We start from the raw sequence: 20,397 nt of genomic DNA on the forward strand, positions 1-20,397 counted from the left end.
TCATGACGTTCTTGTCTGCACCGCTGCGCGGGTTGTACGCCCTTGAGTGGCGCCGTGGTTTTTTCGACTGGGCACGCAGTGATGGCGTGACCTGGGTTTATATCTTCAAGGTGCTGATCGCTGCATTCCTCACGCTGTGGTTAGCCATGCGCCTGGAACTGCCGCAACCGCGTACCGCGATGATCACCGTGTTTATCGTGATGCAACCGCAGAGCGGCCAGGTGTTCGCCAAGAGCTTTTACCGCTTCCTCGGCACCCTGGCGGGTTCGGCGGTGATGGTTTTCTTGATTGCCCTGTTTGCGCAGAACACCGAATTGTTCCTCGGCGCGCTGGCGATCTGGGTCGGCATTTGCACCGCTGGCGCAACGCGTAACCGCAACTTCCGCGCCTATGGTTTTGTGCTGGCCGGCTACACGGCGGCGATGGTGGGCTTGCCCGCCCTGGCGCACCCGGACGGCGCGTTTATGGCGGCGGTGTGGCGGGTGCTGGAAATCTCCCTGGGGATTCTCTGTTCCACGCTGGTCAGCGCCGCGATCCTGCCGCAGACCAGCAGCGCGGCGATGCGCAACGCCCTGTATCAGCGCTTCGGCGTGTTCGCGCTGTTCGTCACCGACGGCCTGCGAGGGCGCAGCCAGCGCGAAGGTTTCGAGGCCAGCAACGTGCGTTTTATCGCCGAAGCCGTGGGCCTGGAAGGGTTGCGCAGCGTCACCGTGTTTGAAGACCCGCATATGCGTCGGCGCAACGGTCGGCTCAGTCGCCTCAACAGCGAATTCATGAGCATTACTACGCGTTTCAACGCCCTGCACCAGCTATTGGAACGCCTGCGCACGGTTGACGCCGATCATGTGGTGGCGGCCATCAAGCCCGGCCTGCAGGACCTCGCCGAAGTGCTCGACAGCTTCTCCGGGCGCGCCCTCACCAGCCCGGACGCCGCGCGCCTGGTCAACCAACTGAGCGCCTACAAGGACGGTCTGCCCGCCAAGGTGCGCAGCCTGCGTGCCACCTTCCAGGAAGGCAATCCGAGCGAAGCCGAGCAACTGGATTTTCATACGGCCTACGAGCTGCTGTACCGCTTCGTCGACGACCTGCATAACTACGCGCAGACCCACGCCTCCCTGGCTGATCACAGCCATGCACGCGAGCAGTGGGATGAAACCTTTATCCCCAAAACCAACTGGCTGGCCTGCGCCGCCTCGGGGATTCGTGCGTCGTTCATCCTGATCGTGCTCGGCAGCTACTGGGTGGCCACCGCCTGGCCGAGTGGCGCGACCATGACCCTGATCGCCGCCGCCACCGTCGGCCTGTCCGCCGCCACGCCCAACCCCAAACGCATGGCATTCCAGATGGCCTGCGGCACCTTGATCGGCGCGTTGGTGGGCTTCGTCGAAATGTTCTTCGTGTTCCCCTGGATCGACGGCTTCCCGCTGCTGTGCGTAATGCTTGCGCCAGTGATCATCTTCGGCGCCTTCCTCGCGTCACGCCCAAAATACGCGGGTGTCGGCGTTGGCCTGCTGATTTTCTTCAGCACCGGCTCGGTGCCGGACAACCTCACGGTCTACAACCCCTACACCTTTATCAACGACTACATCGCCATGGTCATCGGCATGCTGGTGTGCGCGGCGGCGGGGGCGATCATTCTGCCGCCCAACAGCCGTTGGCTGTGGCGCCGCCTCGAACAGGACCTGCGCGAACAGGTGGTGTATGCGATCAGTGGCAAGCTCAAGGGCCTGGCGTCGAGTTTCGAAAGCCGTACCCGCGACCTGCTGCACCAGGCTTACGGCCTGGCCGTCGGCCAGCCGCGCGTGCAGCGCGACCTGCTGCGCTGGATGTTCGTGGTGCTGGAAGTCGGCCACGCGATCATTGAGCTGCGCAAGGAACAGGCGATTTTGCCGGTGCACCCGGCCTATGCCGAATCCCAGCCATGGCGCCAGGCAATCCGCGTGATGGGCCGCTCGCTGGTGCGGCTGTTCCTGCAGCCCAGTGCGAGCAACCTGGAGCGCGGCCTGATTGCCGTCGACCATGCGATCAGCCGCGTGCAGGCCACCGACGAACCCTTCGCCCCGCACTTCGACACCTCGGCCCTGCGTCGGGTGAAAAGCTACCTGCACTTTATTCGCACTTCGTTGCTCGACCCGCAATCGCCCCTGGCTGCTCTCAAAGGATCTCCACATGCCGCGTGAAATAGCCTTTCACGGCCTCTACATGCCGACCATGACCCTGATGTTCTTGATCGCGGCCGCGCTTGCCTGGGCCCTGGATCGCTTCCTGGCCGGGTTCGACCTGTACCGTTTTTTCTGGCACCCGGCGCTGCTGCGCCTAAGCCTGTTTGTTTGCCTGTTCGGCGCGTTGGCGCTGACCGTCTACCGTTGAGAATGCCCCGATGAAAAAGTTTTTCAGCCTGCTCGCGACCTTGCTGGTATTGGCTTTGGCGATCTGGATTGGCCGCACATTGTGGGTGCACTACATGGAGACGCCGTGGACCCGCGACGGCCGCGTGCGCGCCGATATCATCAACGTCGCCGCCGACGTTACCGGGGAAGTGGTCGACGTGCCGGTGCGGGACAACCAGTTGGTGAAAAAGGGCGACCTGCTGATGCAGATCGACCCCGAGCACTACCGCATCGCCGTCAAGCAAGCCCAATCCCTGGTAGCGTCCCGTAAAGCCACCTGGGAAATGCGCAAGGTCAACGCCCACCGCCGCGCCGACCTCGACGCGTTGGTGATCTCCCGGGAAAACCGCGATGACGCCAGCAACATAGCTGACTCGGCACTGGCGGATTACCAACACGCGCTGGCGCAGCTGGAAGCCGCAGAACTTAACTTGAAGCGAACGCAAGTCGTGGCGGCGGTGGACGGCTACGTCACCAACCTCAACGTGCACCGTGGCGACTACGCGCGCATTGGCGAAGCGAAGATGGCCGTGGTCGATATGAACTCGTTCTGGGTGTATGGCTTCTTTGAAGAAACCAAGCTGCCCCACGTTAAAGTCGGTGACGAGGCGGATATGCAACTGATGAGCGGCGAGACGCTCAAGGGCCACGTGGAAAGCATCTCGCGCGGTATCTACGACCGCGACAACCCGCAGAGCCGTGAGCTGGTGGCGGATGTGAACCCGACCTTCAACTGGGTGCGCCTGGCCCAGCGGGTGCCGGTACGGATTCACATTGATGAAGTGCCGGACGGCGTGTTGCTGGCGGCGGGCATCACCTGCACCGTTATCGTCAACCCAACACACAACTGAACGGTGGGAGCTGGCTTGTGTGGGAGCGGGCGTGCTCGCGAATGCGGTGTGTCAGTTAACGCAAGTATTGACTGATCCACCGCATTCGCGAGCAAGCCCGCTCCCACAGTTGATCGTGTTATGCCTTGATGAAGGTTTCATGCAGGTGGCGCCACAGCAGCGCGCCACTGGCCTGTTTTTCGAACACCACGGTGGCGCGGCGATCGGTCTGGGTGCCGCTGTCGTCAACCTGATGTTCGCGATAAGTCACCGTGGCACCACGCGCATGCCGGTCAATCCCGACCATTTCACTCAAGGTGATTTTCAACCCCGGGCGCATGCCGCCCAGGCGTGTGAACAACGCATTCAGTCCGGCTGCATTCACCCGCGCGCCCGTGGCGGGGGCAACCATGCTGAATTCAGGTGAAAAGCGCGCGAGCAAACGCTGCAACGTGCCTTCTGGCGCAACCCCGGCAAACCACTGTTCGATCTCGACGTGGGTCTGGGTCACTTCCTCAAAAAAATCGCTGTAATCAATCATGGCTGTGGCTCGCTGGCAGGGTGAAGCAGTGTGCGGACTCTGGACGCATCCAGGCGCAACACTGCAAAGAGGGGCAACAGTGTCAGGGCTGCCGCTATCGTGAAGGTTATGGCGAAGGAATCCAAGGCCGACAACAACGCACTGAGGGCGGCAGCGCCGAGGCAGAAGCTGACTTGCCGATTAATATTCCACAGGGCGCTGGCGTGGCCCATGTGTGCATCGGGAATGTCGAGAAACGCCAGCGTCTGTGCGGTGCTGCTGCACAGGCTGCCACCCAGGCCCATCAACGCGTAGGCCAGAATAATTACGGCCGGTTCGGGTTTTGTCAGCAGCAGGATGCCGATGCATTGCAGGGCCATGCCCGCCAGCAGCAAGGGTTTTGGGCCGTAGCGGTTGAAGCGTTTTTTGCTCAGGAAAATCGCCAGTGCCGACGCCAGCGCCCACGGCAACATCAGCGCGCCGGTGTGTGTCGCGTCGTAGCCCAGGCCTCGCAGGTAGAGAATAGCGATCAGGCTGGTGCCGATAAATATGCCGGGGATGAACAGATAGACCAACATCGCCACGCGCAGCATCGGGCTGCGGATCTGTTTGAAAATACTGCCCACATCCAGGGCCGGGCGCACTGTTACAGGTGCATCAGGTTTTATCCACAGCAGTGCCAGCAGCAACGTGAGCAACGCCAGCGGCAGGTTGGCGTAGAAGATCCAGCGCCATGACACACTGTCGACGATCAGCCCGCCCAAAGCCGGCGACAATGCTGGAACCAGCAGCGCCACCGACATCACACTGGCTGTCAATTGGCTGCGTTCTGCCGCTGGATAGTGCCGGTAAGCCATGGCCTGGCCCACGGGGATCAGCAAGCCACCGCCCAAACCTTGCAGCGCCCGCCAGCCAATCAGCGTTTCGATGGAACCCGCCTGGCCAACCATCACCGAAGCGCCCGCGAACAACAGCAGGCTCGCCGCGATCAGCGTTCGTTCGCCCATGATCGCCGCCAGCCACACACTCAACGGAATGATCACGGTCAGCCCGAGTACGTAGGCGTTGCTGATCCACGCCAATTGCGTGACCGAGGCGTGCAGTTCGCGGGCGATGTCCGGGTAGGCAACGGTGGCGACAAACATGTTCACCAGGTCCAGGGCAAAGCCGAGTAAAAAGATCCAGGCGACTTTCGAGCGGTAGGTCATGAACGCGATCCTGCGAGTGAAGCGGGCAGGGTAGGTCGCAAGCAGCGTTTGGGATACGGTGATTTGACTGTTAGTTTGTCAAAAATATTTTGACAAAGGAGGGCTCGGCCGATGGTCAGCCTGGACCGTTTCGACACCTTCAAGGCCGTGGTCGAGGCCGGCTCGCTGACCGCCGCGGCGGACCTGCTGGGCCAGACCCGCGCCGTGGTCAGCTTCAACCTCAAGCGCCTTGAGGCAGAACTGGGCGTTACCTTGCTGACTCGCAACACGCGCCAGTTGGCGCTGACAGATGCCGGTGAGCGCTTTTACCTGCGTTGCACACGCATGTTGGAAGAGGCCCGGCTGGCAGTGGAAGAAGCCCGCTCCGAACATGCCCAGCTCAAAGGCACCTTACGCATCACCACCACGGTGGAATACGCACTGGCAGTCGTTGCTCCTGCGGTGGAGGCTTTTCGGCGCCTGCACCCGGACTTGAACATTCACTTATCCACATCCTCCACCCATGCCGATTTGATCTCCGAACGCTTTGACGTGGCGATTCGGTTGGGGCGACTGCTCGACTCCAATCACCGGGCGGTGCAGCTGTCGACCTTTGAGGTGTTTGCTGTCGCCGCGCCTGAGTTTGCCCTGGTGCAAACCCTGGATGCGTTGGAGCGCGTGCCCAAGTTAGGCCATGGCCGTTTGACGGAGCTGAGCCTGACCGACCCGGCCGGCGGCGAGCATCAATACCGTTCCGGCCCTGCTGCACTGGTGGCCGACAGTGCAGCCGTCCTCCAGGCGTTCGCCGTGCGTGGTCACGGCGTCGCAGTACTGCCGCAATGGCTGGTACAGGATGATCTGAAGGCGGGGCGGCTGGTGCGCTTACTGGCGGACCATCGCTTCGCGTCGCAAGGGATTTACGCCATGTACCCGGATACACGGCATTTGCCGCTGAAGGTGCGGGCGTTTATTGATTTTATGAAGGGCTAGAGTGAGCCAGAGAGTCCGAACCGCTTCTTCAGGACTTTCTCCAGCAACCCTTTTGGCAACAGCGCCGCCATCAACGGCAGCGCCCGGCTGCCATTGCCCGCACGTAACATTCGTGGCGGTTTTGGGTGTTGCACAGCCTTGAGCACTTGCGCTGCAAATTGCTTGGCCGAAGTCGGGTTGTTCTGCGAAGCCTGGGTGCGCGCACGAATGCCGTCGCGCAAGGGCCACCAGGGCGATTGTTCGTTGATCAGCAGTTCGGCCTGGGCGCCGGCGTTTTTCGCGAAACTTGTGTCGATGGCTCCCGGCTGCACTTCCAGCACCCGAATAGCAAAGGGTGCCAGTTCCATGCGCAAGGCATCGCTCAAGGCATGCACCGCGGCTTTCGATGCGCAGTACGCACCTGCAAACGGCGTGACCAGTACACCCGAAACGCTGCCGATATTCACCACCAAACCTTTACTGCGCCGCAGCGCGGGAAATAGCGCCTGGGTAACGCCGACGATGGAAAATACATTGGTCTCGAATTGGCGCTGCATGGCTTCGGTGCCGCCGTCGAGCAGCGGCCCCATGGCGCCGTAGCCGGCATTGTTGATCAACACGTCCAGTTCGCCGAGCTGTTCGGCCAGGCGCTGCAGCGCCGCACTGTCGTTGACGTCCAGTTGCACCGTGTTGAAGCCGGCTGCCGCAAGGGCGGCGACATCTGACTCGCGGCGGGCACTGGCCCAGACGTCGAAGCCGGCAGATTTAAACGCGTCGGCCAGGGCGCGGCCGATGCCGCTGGAGCAACCGGTGATGAGTACGTTGGGCATGGATCAGTCCTTTATCAGTCCGAGAAGCTGCCTTGCAGGTGCTCGGCGCGAAATTCCAGGGTTTGCGGGCGGTAGCCGGGGCGCAGGGGCGGGGTGGGCAGGCAATCTTCCCAGGTAGCGCCGGCCTGCAGTTCGCCGGGGCCGCGATAACGTGGGGCCGCATAGACGTTGTCGGCCAGGTTCACGGTGTCGCCCGGCGCATACGCGGCGAGCCGCCAGCGCAGCTCGGTCAGAGGCACGTCGTTGCCGTTGATCAGCACCAGTTTCAAGGGGCGATCGGCCGGGCATTCCTGTGGCGCGTAGCTGATGCGCAATTCCAGGCGCGACAGTTGCGAAGCTTCGCGGTTGTCCAGCCACACAACCCAAATGGCCACGAAGCCCAGGCCGACGGCAGCGGCCAGCGATACCGGCAAGGCTTTGGCCGGGTAGCGCAGCAGCAGGATCAGCCAGGTGATGATCAGGAGAACGCCGAAGAACATGGAGACCACCTCGAATAGGGAACGAGCATCCTAACTTAAGCGTAGGTGGGATTGGGTAGCGTGAGAGGTGTGTTGGCCCGGCGGACGCCTTCGCGAGCAAGCCCGCTCCCACATTTGGAGCGGGTACACCCTTGGAATACGGTCCAAATAATGTGGGAGGGGGCTTGCTCCCGATGACTTGCTTACTGAGCAGAAGAGTCCGCCTGCAAGCCTTCGATGGAAGCCTCAACCAATGCCAAACCGGTTTCAGCCAATTGCAGGCTGGCCCAATTCAGGTAGCTCTGGTGTTCGGTGCATAAGTCTTGAGCCGCCAGGGTGAGCACGCGCGCGGTGCCCAAAACATAACTGGCATGTTCCAGTGCATGTTCGATGGGAATGCCGGGTTGTACGCAAAAAAGGGGGGCTTCACTGCGGTCGCTGGGGCCGAAGGTGGTGGGGCGCGTGGTTTGTTTGGACATGGTGGATCTCCTAATGAAAATGGGATCCTATGAATTTGCGAGGCCGTCAAACCTCATCACGAATGAGTCGTGACAGGCGCGAGGATAGGCAGGATGGGGGCAAGGGTCAATGCTGGCGGGGTGCTTTGTCGATCGTTCCCACGCTCTGCGTGGGAATGCATCCCGTGACGCTCTGTGTCACCCATGCACCGGGTGTGAATCGGGACGCGGAGCGGCCCAGGCGGCATTCCCACGCGGAGCGTGGGAACGATCAGCCCCCACCCAGCCCACTGCGGATAGGGGACGCAATGGGCTGGGTGAGGGCTTCTTGTACGACCGTGTTACTGCGCGATAGTTTTCACCGACACGCCACGTTCAATCGGCGTGGAGCGCCCGTAGATATCTTCAAACCGCTCGATATCGTCTTCGCCCAAATAGCTGCCCGATTGCACTTCGATGATCTCCAACGGGATCTTGCCCGGGTTGCGCAGGCGGTGCACCGAGGCGATGGGGATGTAGGTGGACTGGTTTTCGCAGAGCAGGAACACGTTTTCGTCACAGGTGACTTCGGCCGTGCCGCTGACCACGATCCAGTGTTCTGCGCGGTGGTGGTGCATTTGCAGCGACAGGCACGCACCCGGCTTGACCGAGATGTGCTTGACCTGGAAACGCCCGCCCATGTCCACCGAGTCGTAGGAGCCCCACGGGCGATAGACTTCGCAGTGGTTCTGGGTTTCGCTGCGGCCCTGGTCGTTGAGGGTCGAGACCATCTGCTTGACGCCCTGGACCTTGTCCTTGTGGGCAATCATCATCGCGTCCTTGGTTTCCACCACGACGATATTGTCCAGGCCGATCACCGACACCAGTTTGCCGTTGCCGTGGATCATGCAGTTGCGGCTGTCCTGGATGACCACGTCGCCTTTGCTGACGTTGCCGTTGACGTCTTTGTCATTGACCGCCCACAGCGAGGCCCAGCAGCCCACGTCGCTCCAGCCGGCACTCAGCGGCACCACGCAGGCGCGCTGGGTTTTTTCCATCACGGCGTAGTCGATGGAGTTGTCCGGGCAGCAGGCGAAAGTGGCTTCGTCGAAGGTCACGGTGTCGGCATCCTGCTCGCTGCGTTCCAGGGTCAGCACGCAGGTGTCGTAGATGTCCGGGTCGTGTTTTTTCAGCTCTTCAAGGAAGCGGCTAGCGCGGAACAGGAACATGCCGCTGTTCCAGAAGTAACCACCGCTTTTGACGAACTCCACAGCACGTTTTTCATCGGGTTTTTCCACGAACTGTTGCACGCGGCTCACGCCTTCGGGCAGCAGCGAATCGTTGGTGGACTTGATGTAGCCATAACCGGTTTCCGGACGGGTTGCCGGCACGCCGAACAGCACCATCTCGCCACGCTCGGCCGCCACGGTAGCCAGGGCCAGCGCACGTTGCAGGGCTTTCTGGTCGTCGATCACGTGGTCGGCCGGCAGCACCAGCATCAGTTCGTCGCGGCCTTCGTTGACCAGCATCATCGCGGTCAGGGCCACGGCCGGTGCGGTGTTGCGCCCGAACGGTTCCATCAGGATGCGTTGGCATTCGAGCTTACGTGTGCTCAGTTGCTCGTTGACGATAAAGCGGTGGTCCTTGTTGCAGACCACGATCGGGGCGTCCATGCCTTCGAACACCAGGCGCTCCAGGGTTTGCTGGAACAGCGTGTGCTCGCCGGTCAGGGCCAGGAATTGCTTGGGAAACTGTTTACGGGAAAGCGGCCAAAGACGTGAGCCGCTACCACCGGAAAGGATTACTGGGATCATGGGTGTTTCTCCTTGAATCGATTGGGTCAGAGCCTGTGGGAGGGGGCTTGCTCCCGAAAGCGGTGTTTCAGTCAGCACATCTGTTGCTGAACCAGCGCATTCGCGAGCAAGCCCGCTCCCACAGGGGGAGCGTCAAATTGAAAATCTAATCAGCGGGTCGACACCGGGCGTTTTACCCACACTGGCGAAATGCTCGAACCCGAGCCGGTCACGTACAGCACCGCCGCTTCACCACGTTCCAACGCCACCGGCTTCACATCGCCGACTTTCTTGTCACCGTCATACAACGCCAGGCTGACTTTCACCGGGTTGATCTCACGCTCGCCACGGCCTTTGGCGGCCACCGACTTGACCACGTCGGTTTTGCCGTCGGCGGTCTTCAGGGTCAGCGCCTTGTCGCTGAGGTTCTGCACGCGCACCAGGGATTTCTGCTTGTTCTTGAACGGCGGTTCTTCGATCAATTGCGGCTGGCCGCTGCCGCTGTTAACCAAGGTGTAGTAGTGGTCAGCGGCAAGTTTGACCGGCACGGTCTGGCTGCCGACCTTGGCGCTGTAGTCGCCGCCCGGCATGAAGCTGAAGTCGCTGCTGGCCAGCGGTGCAACGTCGCTCAGGTTGGTGGCGCCGACGGTGGCGCTGACTTCCTGGTTGCTGGCGTTGTAGACCCGCACGAAGCTGGAGCCTTTCGGCGCGGTTGGGCCGTAGAGGGCGGCGTCGCCCCCGGCGAAGGCGGACATCGATACGAAGCTCAAGCCGGCAGCAATGGCCAGGGTCTTGGCGAGACGACGCGGAGTAGTAGTGAAAGTCATGTGAGTTACCTCTCTTTCAGTTTTGCGCCCGGTCGGGCGTCTCGGATTTTTGGTGTTTAACTGGGGTGTTCAGTGCCATGTTTTGTTGGCGCGAACCGGCTTGTTTAAGCTGCGCAACCCACTGCGGGTCGGCGTCACCGATTTCGTTGTTGACGGGCAGATAACGTTCAGGAAACTCCCAGATCAGCACCTGTGGCGGGCTGTTCTTGAAGTCGTCGCTTTTCAAGTAGCTGAGCATCGGCAGGATCGGGCCGTGGCCGTCTTCCGAGTAGTTGATGACGTCGCTGTGCAAGGCTTGCTTGAGCGCACCGACGAAGTTCCAGTTGGGGTTGGCGCTGTAGCTGGTGCCGACCAGTGCCACTGGGGTTTCGCTGTCGCTGAACAGGGCGTCGTCGCCTGTGTTTTCAGCCAGGTGCGTGACGCGTTTTTGCAGCGGCTCTTTGGGCGGCATCAGGTTTTCGAACAGCGGGTCCAGCGGCAGGAACAGGCGCAAGTCACCTTTGTGCGGTTCGGTCTTTTCAGCTTCGGTGACAAAACGCTGCGGTTCGCCGCTGAGCGGGGTCTTTTCGCTGATCACCTTGGCCAGTTGTTTGGCGGCGATTTCGGCGCCGTCCGGGGTCCAGTGGGTGTCGGTGCGCAGGAACACTTGCTTGCCGCCCAGCTTGGCCTGTTGCAGCGGGCCGAGCAGGTCCGGGGCGATGATCGTGTCGGCAGCCACACGGGCGTGGAAGTCCTGGTACAGGTTGGCGTGGATGCTTGCCGGTTTCACGTCACCCAGGTGTTCCGGGTACAGGCGCACCTTGGCCGGCACAATCGCCATGACCAATTGAATGCCTTGGGCCTTGAGCTTCTGGCGTACGCCTTCGACCAGCGCGTAGTTGCCTTGCAGGTTCTGGTCTTCATTGACGGCGGGGTTGAACTCCTCGTCGCTGTACAACCAGTGATCGCGGCCCAGCACCACGCCAGGGCGGCCTTCGTTGAACAGCTTGTAGTCCAGCGCAGCCCACAGGTTGGTGCCGATACGCTTGATCGGGAACTGGTCGTCGTAATGCGTTTCGACGGCCTTGGTCCAGCGACCATTGAGCACCGTCGCGTCGGCATTGGTGCTGAAGCCGAAGAAACTGCGCATCGACCAGGCGCCCAGGGCCAGCAGCACCAGCAGGAACAGCGCGATATAGAGGACGCGGAATGAACGGGTCATGGTCGGCTCCCTCAGAATTGGAAGTAAAGGAACGGCGAGAAACTCTGCGCCGACAATTTCAGGATCGACGCCACGAACAGCAGCAGCACTGCGGCGCGCATGGCGTAGCGTGGCCAGTCAGCGGTCCAGTAGGCCGGTTGCACGGCGGCATCCTGGCCGACGGTGAAACCTGGCTGGTGGATGCTGCCCGGGTTGTCGCCCGGCACGGCCTTGATCAGGCTCGGGTCGGCGGGCTTGGCTTTCTCCGCAGGGCGTTGGGTGTAGAAATCGCGCAGACCGAAGAACGCCAGCGTTGCGTAGGCCACCACCAGGGTTGCCACTTGCAGGCCGGTGAGGTTGGCGCGGTTGAGTTCCGACAGCGACCACTCGCCAAAGCTGAACATCGCACCGTACATACGGCCGGCGACGTGCAGGTTCTCCGAGCGGAAGATGACCCAGCCCATCACCACCAGCAGGAAGGTGAAGGCCCAGCGCACCACGTTGAAACTGCGCGGCGCGGTGTTGAGGCCGATGGCTTTTTCAATTGCCAGCCACATGCCATGCCAGGCGCCCCACACGATGTAGGTGATGTTCGCGCCGTGCCACAGGCCACCGAGCAGCATGGTCAGGAACAGGTTGCGGTAGGTGGTCAGCGTGCCTTTCCGGTTGCCGCCCAGGGTGATGTACAGGTAATCGCGCAGCCAGGTGGACAGGCTGATGTGCCAGCGGCGCCAGAACTCGGTGATCGATTGGCTGATGTACGGCTGTTTGAAGTTTTCCATGAAGCGAAAACCCATCATCAAGCCCAGGCCGATGGCCATGTCGCTGTAGCCGGAGAAGTCGAAGTACAGCTGCGCGGTGTAGGCCAGCGCGCCGAGCCAGGCATCGCCGGTGGTCGGGTTTTGCAGGGCGAAGCAATGGTCGGCCACCACCGCCAGGGTGTCGGCGATGAAGACTTTCTTGATGAAGCCCTGCATGAAGCGTGTGCAGCCCTCGGAAAACTTGTCGAGGGTGTGGGTGCGGTTGTTGAACTGGTCGGCCAGGTCGCGAAAGCGCAGCACCGGGCCGGCAATCAAGTGCGGGAAGATCGCCACGAACGCCGCAAAGTCGATGAGGTTGCGGGTGGCCGGGGTGTCACCACGGTACACGTCGATGATGTAGCTGATGGACTCGAAGATGTAGAACGAGATCCCGATCGGCAACAGCACGTGGGTGAGAATGAACGGCTCCAGGCCCGCCGACTTCATCATCACGTTGATGCTGTCGACACCGAAGTTGGCGTATTTGAAGTAGCCGAGAATGCACAGGTCGACCGCCACGCCCAACAGCAGCCAGCGTTGAGCCGGCTTGGTGCGCACGCCTGCCGCACCGACCTTGAGGCCGATCCAGTAATTCCACAGCGTGACGGCGGCGAACAGCGCCAGGAAGTCCACTCGCCACCAGGCGTAGAACACGTAGCTGGCAATCAGCAGCAGCAGGTTGCGATAGCGTTGCCCGCTCAAATAGTACAAGCCGAGGAAGATCGGCAAGAACAGAAACAGGAACACATTGGACGAGAAAACCATCCCGATCTCTCCATGTTTAACCAACAGTCAAGGGCCAACGGCCCCCCCAAACCCCCCACGCGAATAAGCGCAGAGAGCGGTACTACATTCCTACTGACGAAACCGGCTCAAACTGTGGGAGCGGGCTTGCTCGCGAAAGCGGTGGTTCTGTAACGGATGTGTTGACTGACACTCCGCCTTCGCGAGCAAGCCCGCTCCCACACGGGGACCCAGTTTCGTCAGCTGTTTTTTCAGGAACCTTTGTTGCCTTTTTCATGCGTCGGGTCGAAGACCTTGGTCAGGTCACCGCCCAGTCGGAAGGTCTTGAACGGCTGCATCCCGTGCTTGCGCTCGAGCACATCCGGGGCGCAGGTGTAGAGGGTGCAGAAGGGTTCAAGCCAGGCAAATTTCATGTCCTCCTTGAGGTCCTTCATGTCCTGCTCTTTGCCGTTCTTCTGCTCGAAGATCTGCGGGTCTTTGACCCCGGCGAGCACCTTGTCGCCCAGGCGTTTGAGCGCGCCGTTGTTTTCCTGGCGCAGGTCCACACCGTTGACCAAGGCAAAACTGGCGATCATCGCCAGCGGCGGCAGCGCGTAGTTGTGGTACGACAAGGCACGTTGCTGGCGCTTCAATTCATTCGGCAAAAAGCCCTGGGCATCGACCTGATTGGCGCCGACCTTGTATTCCTTCACCGCCCAATCAAACAGGTCACGGCGGTTCACGGCGACAGACGTCGCCATGACCGACCAGGCCGCCCAGTAGGAGTGGTTGTTGGTTTTTTCCAGCGGCAGGTTGTCCCAATCGCTCACTACCTGATCCGCCATTTTGCTGAACCAGGCCTCGATCAATTGCGACTCCTGCTGGTGGTTGGCCAGCGGGTGCGAGTCGGAAAACTTCAGGCGCACATAGGCCGACGCCATGCTGCCCAGCGCCCATTTGCGCATGGACTTGCCGGTGTGGTTGAAGTCCTTGGACATCAACGCATCCGCCTTGGCCCAGCTCGTGAGCCAGTTCAAGGTGCATTCCAACTGCTGCGGGCGACCGTCGCGCATGAACTGCATCACGCGCTTGCTGGTGTCTTTTTCCAGCTTGGTGATGTCGGCGGTGCTGTCGCGAAAGGCTTTTTCGGATTGCACATTCAGCGTGGAACGGGCTTTGTCCGAACCTTCGTACTTGCTGCGAAATTGCAGCGAGCCGGTGTACGGCGCCGGCATGGCGTCGCAGTCATTCTTGAAATCGCCGGTCTTGAAGGCTTCCACCGGGGCGAAATAGCCCTGGGGTGGACGCAGTGGCGCGGCTGCATTCACGGCGCCGGCGAACATCGCCAGGCCCAGTAAGGTTGGGATCACTAACTTCTGCATAGGTAACCTCATTGCCCGGTTGAGGCGGTCTGTTGACCACCGGCGGGGAATACGTTGCGTGTGCAAATTTTCGCTTCGACTTTCTGCGCGGCAGCACCCTCTTCTGGGCCCTGCACTTCCACGGCCAGCAAGTTTTGCGAGGCCCAGTCTTCATCGGTGCGCAGTTCAAAGGCGAAACGCCCGTCTGTATCGGATGTTTCGGGTTTGTCGATCTTGATGTCCTCGTGGCGCCCGTTCATGTACCAGAGGGTGGCTTGCAGGGTTTTCACCGACGGGTCGGCGAAGCGGATGTCGACCTGATGGCTGCTGTTGCGCAGGTCTTTGTTCGAACGGTTGACCATTAATTCGTTCTTGCCGGGTTTCAACGTGGTGCTCGCGCTCATCTGCGCGGTCTTGCCTTCGCAGCCGTTGTCGAGCAGCGCCATCATCTGGCGGTAGATGGTCTCCTGGTCGAGGCGATAGAGCGGCGAGAATTCCCAGATGAGAATTTTCGGCGGGGTTTTCTGGAATTCATCGCTGCCCAGGTACTGGATCATCGACCCTTCCAGGCCACCGCCGGGGAAGGCGACGTTGAGGATGTCGGCACCGATTTCCTGTTCAAGGAAGCCGGCGAAGTTGTAGTTCTTGCCGCTGTGGCTGGTGCCCACCAGGGTGATCTGCGGGTTGCCGGCATCGCTGAACAGGTCGCCGTCGCCGGCTTCGCCTTTGGGCTCGGTGGTGAATTGGTCCATGTACTGGATCGCGTAGCTGGTGCCGCAGAGCTGCCCGGCCATGTTGTGCAGCGTGCCGGTCTTGCCCATGCGCCCGGAGCGCTTGGTTTCGAATTCGCGCTTGGGAATATCGGCAAACTCCGGCATGGCACGCACTTTGGCGCCGACGATTTTTGCCGTGCGCTGAGCGCCGTACGGGGTCCAGTGCTGGTCGCCGCGGAAGTAGAAGTCGTGGGCCGGCAACTCATCCGGCAGTTGCTCGTTGGTGAGCGGCGACAAGTCCGGCACCACATAACCCATCTTGGCGAAACGGCCGAGCATGGTTTTGTAGTTGCCCAACGCCTTGTCAAAATCGAACTTGGCTTTCTCTTCCGGGTTGAGCTTGTTGCGGTTCACCAGGCCACGGGTCGGCTGGTAGACCACCACCAGTTCCACGCCTTTGGCCTTGAACGCATCGTGCAGTTGTTGCATGCGCTTGTAGCCGGCGGGGCTGGTGTCGAATTCGGTACGCAAATCTTCCTGGGTACGGAACAGCCAGTCGCCCTGGGCTTGCACCAGGGTGGTGAAGTTCTGCTGGTAGCGCGTGGTGTAGTTCTTCGCGTCATGGGCGGCCGGGCACAGGCTGCAGCACGGCTCGGCGGTAAACGTAGGCGCTTTCACTTCATCGGCGCGCACGCCCTGGCTGGCCGCCAGCAGGCCGAGGGTCAGACCCGAGAGGCTCAGCAGTTTGATTATGTGTGGGTGCATAAGGGTCATCCTCAGTCCTGCATTTGGGTCTGGCGTTCGACAGGGTCGATCAGCACGGCTTTCTGCTGGCGCACCAGCAGGTCGAGAATTTCTTCCTGCCGGTCACCCAGCACGCCGTTGAAGCTGATGCCGCTGGATTTGGTCGGCGCCAGCATCGCTACGCGGTACAGCTCGACGCTCAACGGCGAGTCGATGGACAGCGGCCCGCTGCCGTTACCCGCCAGTTCACCGCCGACCACAATCAGCGAGACCTTGGCGTCGAACGGGTCGAGGGCGATGTCGCGGTCGGTGTCGGTCAAATCCTTGATGTGGCCGTACACGCCGGTCAGGCCGTTGGCCATGGCGCTGTTCTCGTACAGGCGAATGTTCACGCTGTTACGGATGCGGATACCGTGGCGACGATTGGCAATCACCTTGTTGCCCCACAGCAGGTTGTCGCCGCTCTCATAGAGGGTGATGCCGTCGGTGTGGTTGCGGTAGATCTCGTTGTCGGCGATCAGGTTGTTCACGCTGTTCCGGTCGATCACCAGGCCTGAAAGCTTGTTGTCATAGCTGCGGTTGTTGAAGATGAAGCTGTCGTTCACTTCCCGGGAAATGATGATGCCGTGCTTCTTCTTGGTGCCGTAGACGGTGTTGTCCGCAATGATCAGGCCGTGGGAACGGTCGTGCGGGTCAATGCCGTAGACGATGTTGTCTTTGTAGGTGTTGCCCTTGATCACAAAGCCGGTGGTCTCGTAGCAGTAGAAGCCGTACCACATGTCCGAGAATTCGGAATCGATGATCCAGCCGGTCGGCTCAGCGCGCTTGAGGACCTTGGCCATGTTCGGCGTGTACTGGGAAATACTCACCCCGTACGACTTACTGTTGGCGTAGCCGAAACTGGCCATCTTGCTGTTGGCGATATAGGTCTGGGTGCCGCCCCAGGCCAGCAGGAACGGGCGGAATTCCTTGGGCGACTGAAAAGTCGCCGGGCCGTTGGCCTTTTCGTTCCAGCCGGTAATCCGGGTATCACGCACAAACAGCTGGCCGTCGTTGATCAGGAACGAACCGGCCTGCTGGGACAGGCGCAGCTCCTGGGTCTTCTTGTCGATTTCGAGGATGCCCTTGCGCCCGACCACGATCGGCAGCTTGGCCAGGAACACACCCGGCGACGTTTCGCTGAGGTACTGCTTGGGCACTTTGCCGAGCAGGTCCTTGAGGTTCATGTAGCCGTCGTCGACAAAGATCGCCTGGGGAATGCCGTGCTGGCGCACCACCCATTCGGCCATCTTGTTGTCGCCGCCGATAAAGTCCTTGAGGGCGTCTTCCTGCATCATGCGGCGGACGCTGACTTTGCCGGGCTTGGTGCGCACGACCTTCTTTTCCATCGCCGCGGCGGTGTAGCCCGACAGGTCCGGCAGGGCCGGCTTGGGCATTTCCAGCGGCGCGGTTGGCGGGCTGGAGATGGTGTAGGTCTTGGCCTGTTGCAGCTCTTTGGCGATGGTCGGCGCCTTCACCGCCGCACCGTCGGCAAAGGCCGAAGTGCTGGCCAGCAGCATGGCTGCGACCAGCAGGCTGACCGAGCCTTTGAGGGCTTGAGGGTTCATCGCGCAGGCTCCCATCAGAATTTCCAGATCACGTCGACAAAGGCGCGGTGCATGTACGTGTCGACGCCGCTGCCATAGGCGTCGCCCGGTTTGAACACGCCTGCACGCAAGCGCACCAGGGCCGATGGTTCGTTGATCGACTGGCTCAGCGCGGCCGGTAGCAGGCCTTTCTTGAAGTATTTGGTGACCACGACGTCCATCTCCTGGCCGAGGTCCTTCTTGCCGTCTTCAAGCGGCAACGAGGTGCTGGAGAGGATTGCGCCGGTCACGTCATCGGTGTTGTTCTGCACCGCATCGATGCCGTTACTGCCCACCGGCTTGTTGCCGTCGACGCGCCAGAACTTGTGGTACACCAGGCTGGCGTCATAGTCCTCGCGCAGCTGCCAGGAACCGAACAGGCTCATGGACTGCATGTTGTTCATCTCGCCGCGAAACGCCTCGCCGAAGCGGTGCACGCGCGATTGCGTGCCGGTCCAGTTCGAACGGTTACTTTGCAGGCCGTTCTGCTCGTAGTTGGCACTGGCGCGCGAGTAAGCCGCGCCGACTTGCCACTGCGGGTCGAGGCGCAGGCGGATACCCAGGTCGGTGGCCCAGCCACTCACGTCGTCGCTGCGCTTGGCTTGTGCCGGGCGGGTGCCGTCGGCGTTCAAGGCGTTGACCGTGTCGCGGTTGCCTTTCATGCCGGTGACGCTGGCCCAGTAGTTGACGGTGTTGGTGTTGCGCCAGTTATAGGCGTCGCTGTTGGCTTCGATGCCGAGCCAGGTCAGGTCGCCGTTTTCGCGCTTGTCCAGCGGGTCGGTGGCCACGCCCGGTTCGGCGTAGTCGAGCTTGCCGTCGTCATGGGTGTGATGGCCACGCAGGCCGATCCACTGCCCCGGCGTCCACTGGTAGGCGGCGTCGGCGTAGAAGTGCTTGCGGTCCTTGTCGTCAGGCGACAGTTCCTTCAAGTCGGTGCGGTATTCGCTGAAGCGTTCGGCGGCGCCGATATTGGCTTTGAGCAAGGTGGTGTCGAAGGTCCAGTTCAGCGCTTCGATATTGGTATCGCGCCATTGGCCATCGTCATTGTTCAGGCGCTGGCGCCCGACCTTGAGGAGCTCGCCAGGGTAGGGCGTGAAGCCGCTGTAGCCGACCCAGAACTCGCGCAGGGCCAAATAGTTTTTCTTGGTCTTGCGGTCGTCGTTGCTCGATTGGGCGGCGCTGTCATCGGAGGACTGTTGCAGGGTGTCGGTCTCGATGATGTCACTCGACGTCACGGCCTGGCCCATGGCATAGGCGCTCCACGCGCCGCTTTCGCCATAGACCCACGGGCGCAGGTCGAGGCCGATGCCGTTGACGTCGCCGCCGGGCTTGGTGCCCAGGTCGCGGTCGTCTTCGGACTGGCCGGTGATTTTCACTTCGAGGCCGAAGTTCTTGGCTTCGGTCAGTGCGGCCAGGGTCGGGCATGACCACAGCAGGGCACAGGTCAGGCCGATGCCGGCCTTGACGAATGGGTTGAGCTTCATAGGGATTCCTCGCCGTCTTCTTCTTGCAGGGCGTGCAGTTGCAGCGTGCTCTGGGCCAGGGTGCCGCGCGTGGCCAGCTCCTGCTGCACCAGGCGTTGGCCTTCGGCGCGTTGCTCGGGCGTCAGCGGGGCTTCGAGCTGCGTGGCCAAGTCATTGGCCTCTGGCGTGTCCTGGGCTTTAGCCAACTGGCTGAAGACATAGGCGTTCAATGGGTCGGGCTTGGTGCCCTTGCCTTGGGAAAACAATTGGGCGATGGCGAAGTCGGCGCTGTTCTGGCCGTTGCGCGCAGCGGTCAGCAAGTGGTCGAGGGCTTTTTGCGAGTAGACCTTGCCCAGGTAGCCACGGCGGTAGATCTGGCCGAGGTAGTAATCGGCGGCGACTTCCTTGCCGACGGCTTTTTCGAAGTGCGCTTCGGCGGCTTTCGCATCTGCTGGCACCCACTTGCCTTCGTAGTAGAGCTTGCCCAGCAACAGCTCGGCACGCGGCTGGTCGGCGGCGCGGCCGTTATCCAGGTACAGCATCATCTGGTCGACATCGCCGAGTTCGGGGAAGTCGTAGAGCAGTTGCGCCAGGCTGACCCAGGAGGCGGGGTAGCCGGGGGCGATTTTTTCCAGCAGGGCCTGGGCGGTTTTTTCGTCCGGCTTGCCGAGCGTCGCGTCGCCCAACACACGGGCCACGCTGTCGACGCGCTGGGCCGTGACCGTGCCACGGCTGTAGCCGGCTTCCAGCTGCTTGAGCAGCTCGGCCTGTTTTTCCGGCGCGGCTTGTTTCTGGTAGACCGTGGCCAACTCGACGTAGCAGATGTCGGTGGTGTTCAGGGCGGCCTTGCAGATGCGTTCCACATCATCCAGATGCTGGTCGTAGGTGTCCTGGGTGCGATACAGCAGCACCTGGGCCAGGCCCGCTTCCGGGTAACCCGCCGCCTGCCATTTGCTGATCTGTTGCTGGGCGTTCACGTTAGGAAAGCTGTGCGGGTATTGCAGGTACAGCATCGCCAGCGGAATCAGGGTATTGCCTTCGCCATTGGCAAAGGCTTTTTTCAGCAGGCCCTCGGCTTCGTGCTGCTCGGCCTCGGTGGCGCCCGGCTTGGCCACCAGCAGGCGACCCAGGCGGGCCTGGGCGCGCGGCGAGGTATCGGCGGCCGCGCGGTAGGTGGCCTCGGCCTGGCGGATCTGCTCGGGGTCGCGGGTGGTCACCTGGATATCCGCCAGGCCGACTTGAGCCTCGCTGTAACCCAGGTCTGCCAGCTGCTGATAGTTCTGCTGGGCGGTGACCGTGTCGCCACGTTTGAGGGCTTCGTTGGCCAGGCGCTGGTCGGGCAGGCCGGCGCAACCGGCGAGGCTGACCGCCAGTGCCAATGTGCAGAATGCAGAGGCGAAGTGCGACCCGCTCTGTGTGGGAGCTGGCTTGCCTGCGACGCGGGCAACTCGGTCTTTCAGGTGCACCGAGTCGATCCCATCGCGGGCAAGCCCGACTCCCACAGTGCTCTGTGTTGTGCTTGAAATAGGGTTCACAGGCATGTCCTC

General features: G+C 61.5%; 18 protein-coding genes. 4 read left to right on the forward strand and 14 right to left on the reverse strand.

Annotated features, from left to right (window positions below):
* Nucleotides 1-2: 2 nt before the first annotated feature.
* Genes A7D21_RS12460 through A7D21_RS12470 form a run of 3 tightly spaced genes read left to right on the forward strand, consistent with a single transcriptional unit; the run spans nt 3 to nt 3,241 of the window.
* Nucleotides 3-2,180 (forward strand): FUSC family protein, encoded by a 2,178-nt coding sequence (locus tag A7D21_RS12460; RefSeq protein WP_053254491.1) that lies wholly within the window; start codon nt 3-5, stop codon nt 2,178-2,180.
* Nucleotides 2,170-2,370, forward strand: coding sequence for a DUF1656 domain-containing protein (locus A7D21_RS12465; RefSeq protein WP_053254492.1), 201 nt, complete (start codon nt 2,170-2,172; stop codon nt 2,368-2,370). The genes A7D21_RS12460 and A7D21_RS12465 overlap by 11 nt, the downstream gene beginning before the upstream one ends.
* A 10-nt stretch (nt 2,371-2,380) precedes the next feature.
* Nucleotides 2,381-3,241, forward strand: coding sequence for an HlyD family secretion protein (locus A7D21_RS12470; RefSeq protein ID WP_053254493.1), 861 nt, complete (start codon nt 2,381-2,383; stop codon nt 3,239-3,241).
* 118 nt (nt 3,242-3,359) lie between these two features.
* On the opposite strand, the gene A7D21_RS12475 is transcribed toward A7D21_RS12470, so the two are convergent.
* Together A7D21_RS12475 and A7D21_RS12480 are read right to left on the reverse strand one after the other, a co-directional pair.
* Entirely contained in the window at nt 3,360-3,761 is a 402-nt protein-coding gene (locus A7D21_RS12475) for a DUF4440 domain-containing protein (protein ID WP_069551826.1), read from the reverse strand.
* Nucleotides 3,758-4,948, reverse strand: coding sequence for an MFS transporter (locus A7D21_RS12480; protein WP_069551827.1), 1,191 nt, complete (start codon nt 4,946-4,948; stop codon nt 3,758-3,760). The genes A7D21_RS12475 and A7D21_RS12480 overlap by 4 nt, the downstream gene beginning before the upstream one ends.
* 111 nt (nt 4,949-5,059) lie before the next feature.
* Between A7D21_RS12480 and A7D21_RS12485 the strand changes: the two genes are divergently transcribed.
* On the forward strand, nt 5,060-5,917 hold the full coding sequence (locus tag A7D21_RS12485) for a LysR family transcriptional regulator (protein WP_069551828.1): 858 nt from the start codon (nt 5,060-5,062) through the stop codon (nt 5,915-5,917).
* Here A7D21_RS12485 and A7D21_RS12490 read toward each other — a convergent pair.
* From A7D21_RS12490 to algK, 12 genes are all read right to left on the reverse strand, one after another.
* A complete protein-coding gene (locus A7D21_RS12490) occupies nt 5,914-6,726 on the reverse strand; it encodes an SDR family oxidoreductase (RefSeq protein WP_053254497.1) in 813 nt (270 codons plus the stop codon). The genes A7D21_RS12485 and A7D21_RS12490 overlap by 4 nt on opposite strands.
* A gap of 14 nt (nt 6,727-6,740) precedes the next feature.
* On the reverse strand, nt 6,741-7,205 hold the full coding sequence (locus tag A7D21_RS12495) for a hypothetical protein (RefSeq protein ID WP_053254498.1): 465 nt from the start codon (nt 7,203-7,205) through the stop codon (nt 6,741-6,743).
* Nucleotides 7,206-7,387: 182 nt separating this feature from the next.
* Nucleotides 7,388-7,663 (reverse strand): DUF3077 domain-containing protein, encoded by a 276-nt coding sequence (locus A7D21_RS12500; RefSeq protein WP_053254499.1) that lies wholly within the window; start codon nt 7,661-7,663, stop codon nt 7,388-7,390.
* A gap of 320 nt (nt 7,664-7,983) precedes the next feature.
* Nucleotides 7,984-9,435 carry a mannose-1-phosphate guanylyltransferase/mannose-6-phosphate isomerase gene (locus A7D21_RS12505; protein ID WP_053254500.1) on the reverse strand — a complete coding sequence of 484 codons (1,452 nt, stop codon included), beginning with the start codon at nt 9,433-9,435 and terminating at the stop codon, nt 7,984-7,986.
* Between the two features lie 149 nt (nt 9,436-9,584).
* Nucleotides 9,585-10,241 (reverse strand): alginate O-acetyltransferase AlgF, encoded by a 657-nt coding sequence (locus tag A7D21_RS12510; protein WP_053254501.1) that lies wholly within the window; start codon nt 10,239-10,241, stop codon nt 9,585-9,587.
* A gap of 16 nt (nt 10,242-10,257) precedes the next feature.
* Complete coding sequence (locus A7D21_RS12515) at nt 10,258-11,442, reverse strand: alginate O-acetyltransferase (RefSeq protein WP_069551829.1); 1,185 nt, start codon at nt 11,440-11,442, stop codon at nt 10,258-10,260.
* An 11-nt stretch (nt 11,443-11,453) separates the two neighbouring features.
* Nucleotides 11,454-12,986 (reverse strand): MBOAT family protein, encoded by a 1,533-nt coding sequence (locus A7D21_RS12520; RefSeq protein ID WP_069551830.1) that lies wholly within the window; start codon nt 12,984-12,986, stop codon nt 11,454-11,456.
* Between the two features lie 230 nt (nt 12,987-13,216).
* Nucleotides 13,217-14,326, reverse strand: coding sequence for a mannuronate-specific alginate lyase (locus A7D21_RS12525; RefSeq protein ID WP_141718219.1), 1,110 nt, complete (start codon nt 14,324-14,326; stop codon nt 13,217-13,219).
* A gap of 8 nt (nt 14,327-14,334) precedes the next feature.
* Nucleotides 14,335-15,783, reverse strand: coding sequence for an alginate O-acetyltransferase (locus tag A7D21_RS12530; protein WP_069551855.1), 1,449 nt, complete (start codon nt 15,781-15,783; stop codon nt 14,335-14,337).
* Nucleotides 15,784-15,794: 11 nt separating this feature from the next.
* The gene (gene algG, locus A7D21_RS12535; RefSeq protein ID WP_053254505.1) at nt 15,795-17,384 is read right to left on the reverse strand and encodes a mannuronan 5-epimerase AlgG; all 1,590 of its coding nucleotides are present in this window, start codon (nt 17,382-17,384) and stop codon (nt 15,795-15,797) included.
* A complete protein-coding gene (locus A7D21_RS12540) occupies nt 17,384-18,871 on the reverse strand; it encodes an alginate export family protein (RefSeq protein ID WP_053254506.1) in 1,488 nt (495 codons plus the stop codon). Before A7D21_RS12540 ends, algG begins: the two co-directional genes overlap by 1 nt.
* Nucleotides 18,868-20,229: an alginate biosynthesis TPR repeat lipoprotein AlgK gene (gene algK, locus A7D21_RS12545; protein WP_069551832.1), complete on the reverse strand. Its 1,362-nt coding sequence runs from the start codon at nt 20,227-20,229 to the stop codon at nt 18,868-18,870. Before algK ends, A7D21_RS12540 begins: the two co-directional genes overlap by 4 nt.
* Nucleotides 20,230-20,397 lie beyond the last annotated feature (168 nt).

Source organism: Pseudomonas sp. AP19, assembly GCF_001728855.1.
In the GTDB taxonomy this organism is placed as follows: Bacteria; Pseudomonadota; Gammaproteobacteria; order Pseudomonadales; family Pseudomonadaceae; genus Aquipseudomonas; species Aquipseudomonas fluorescens.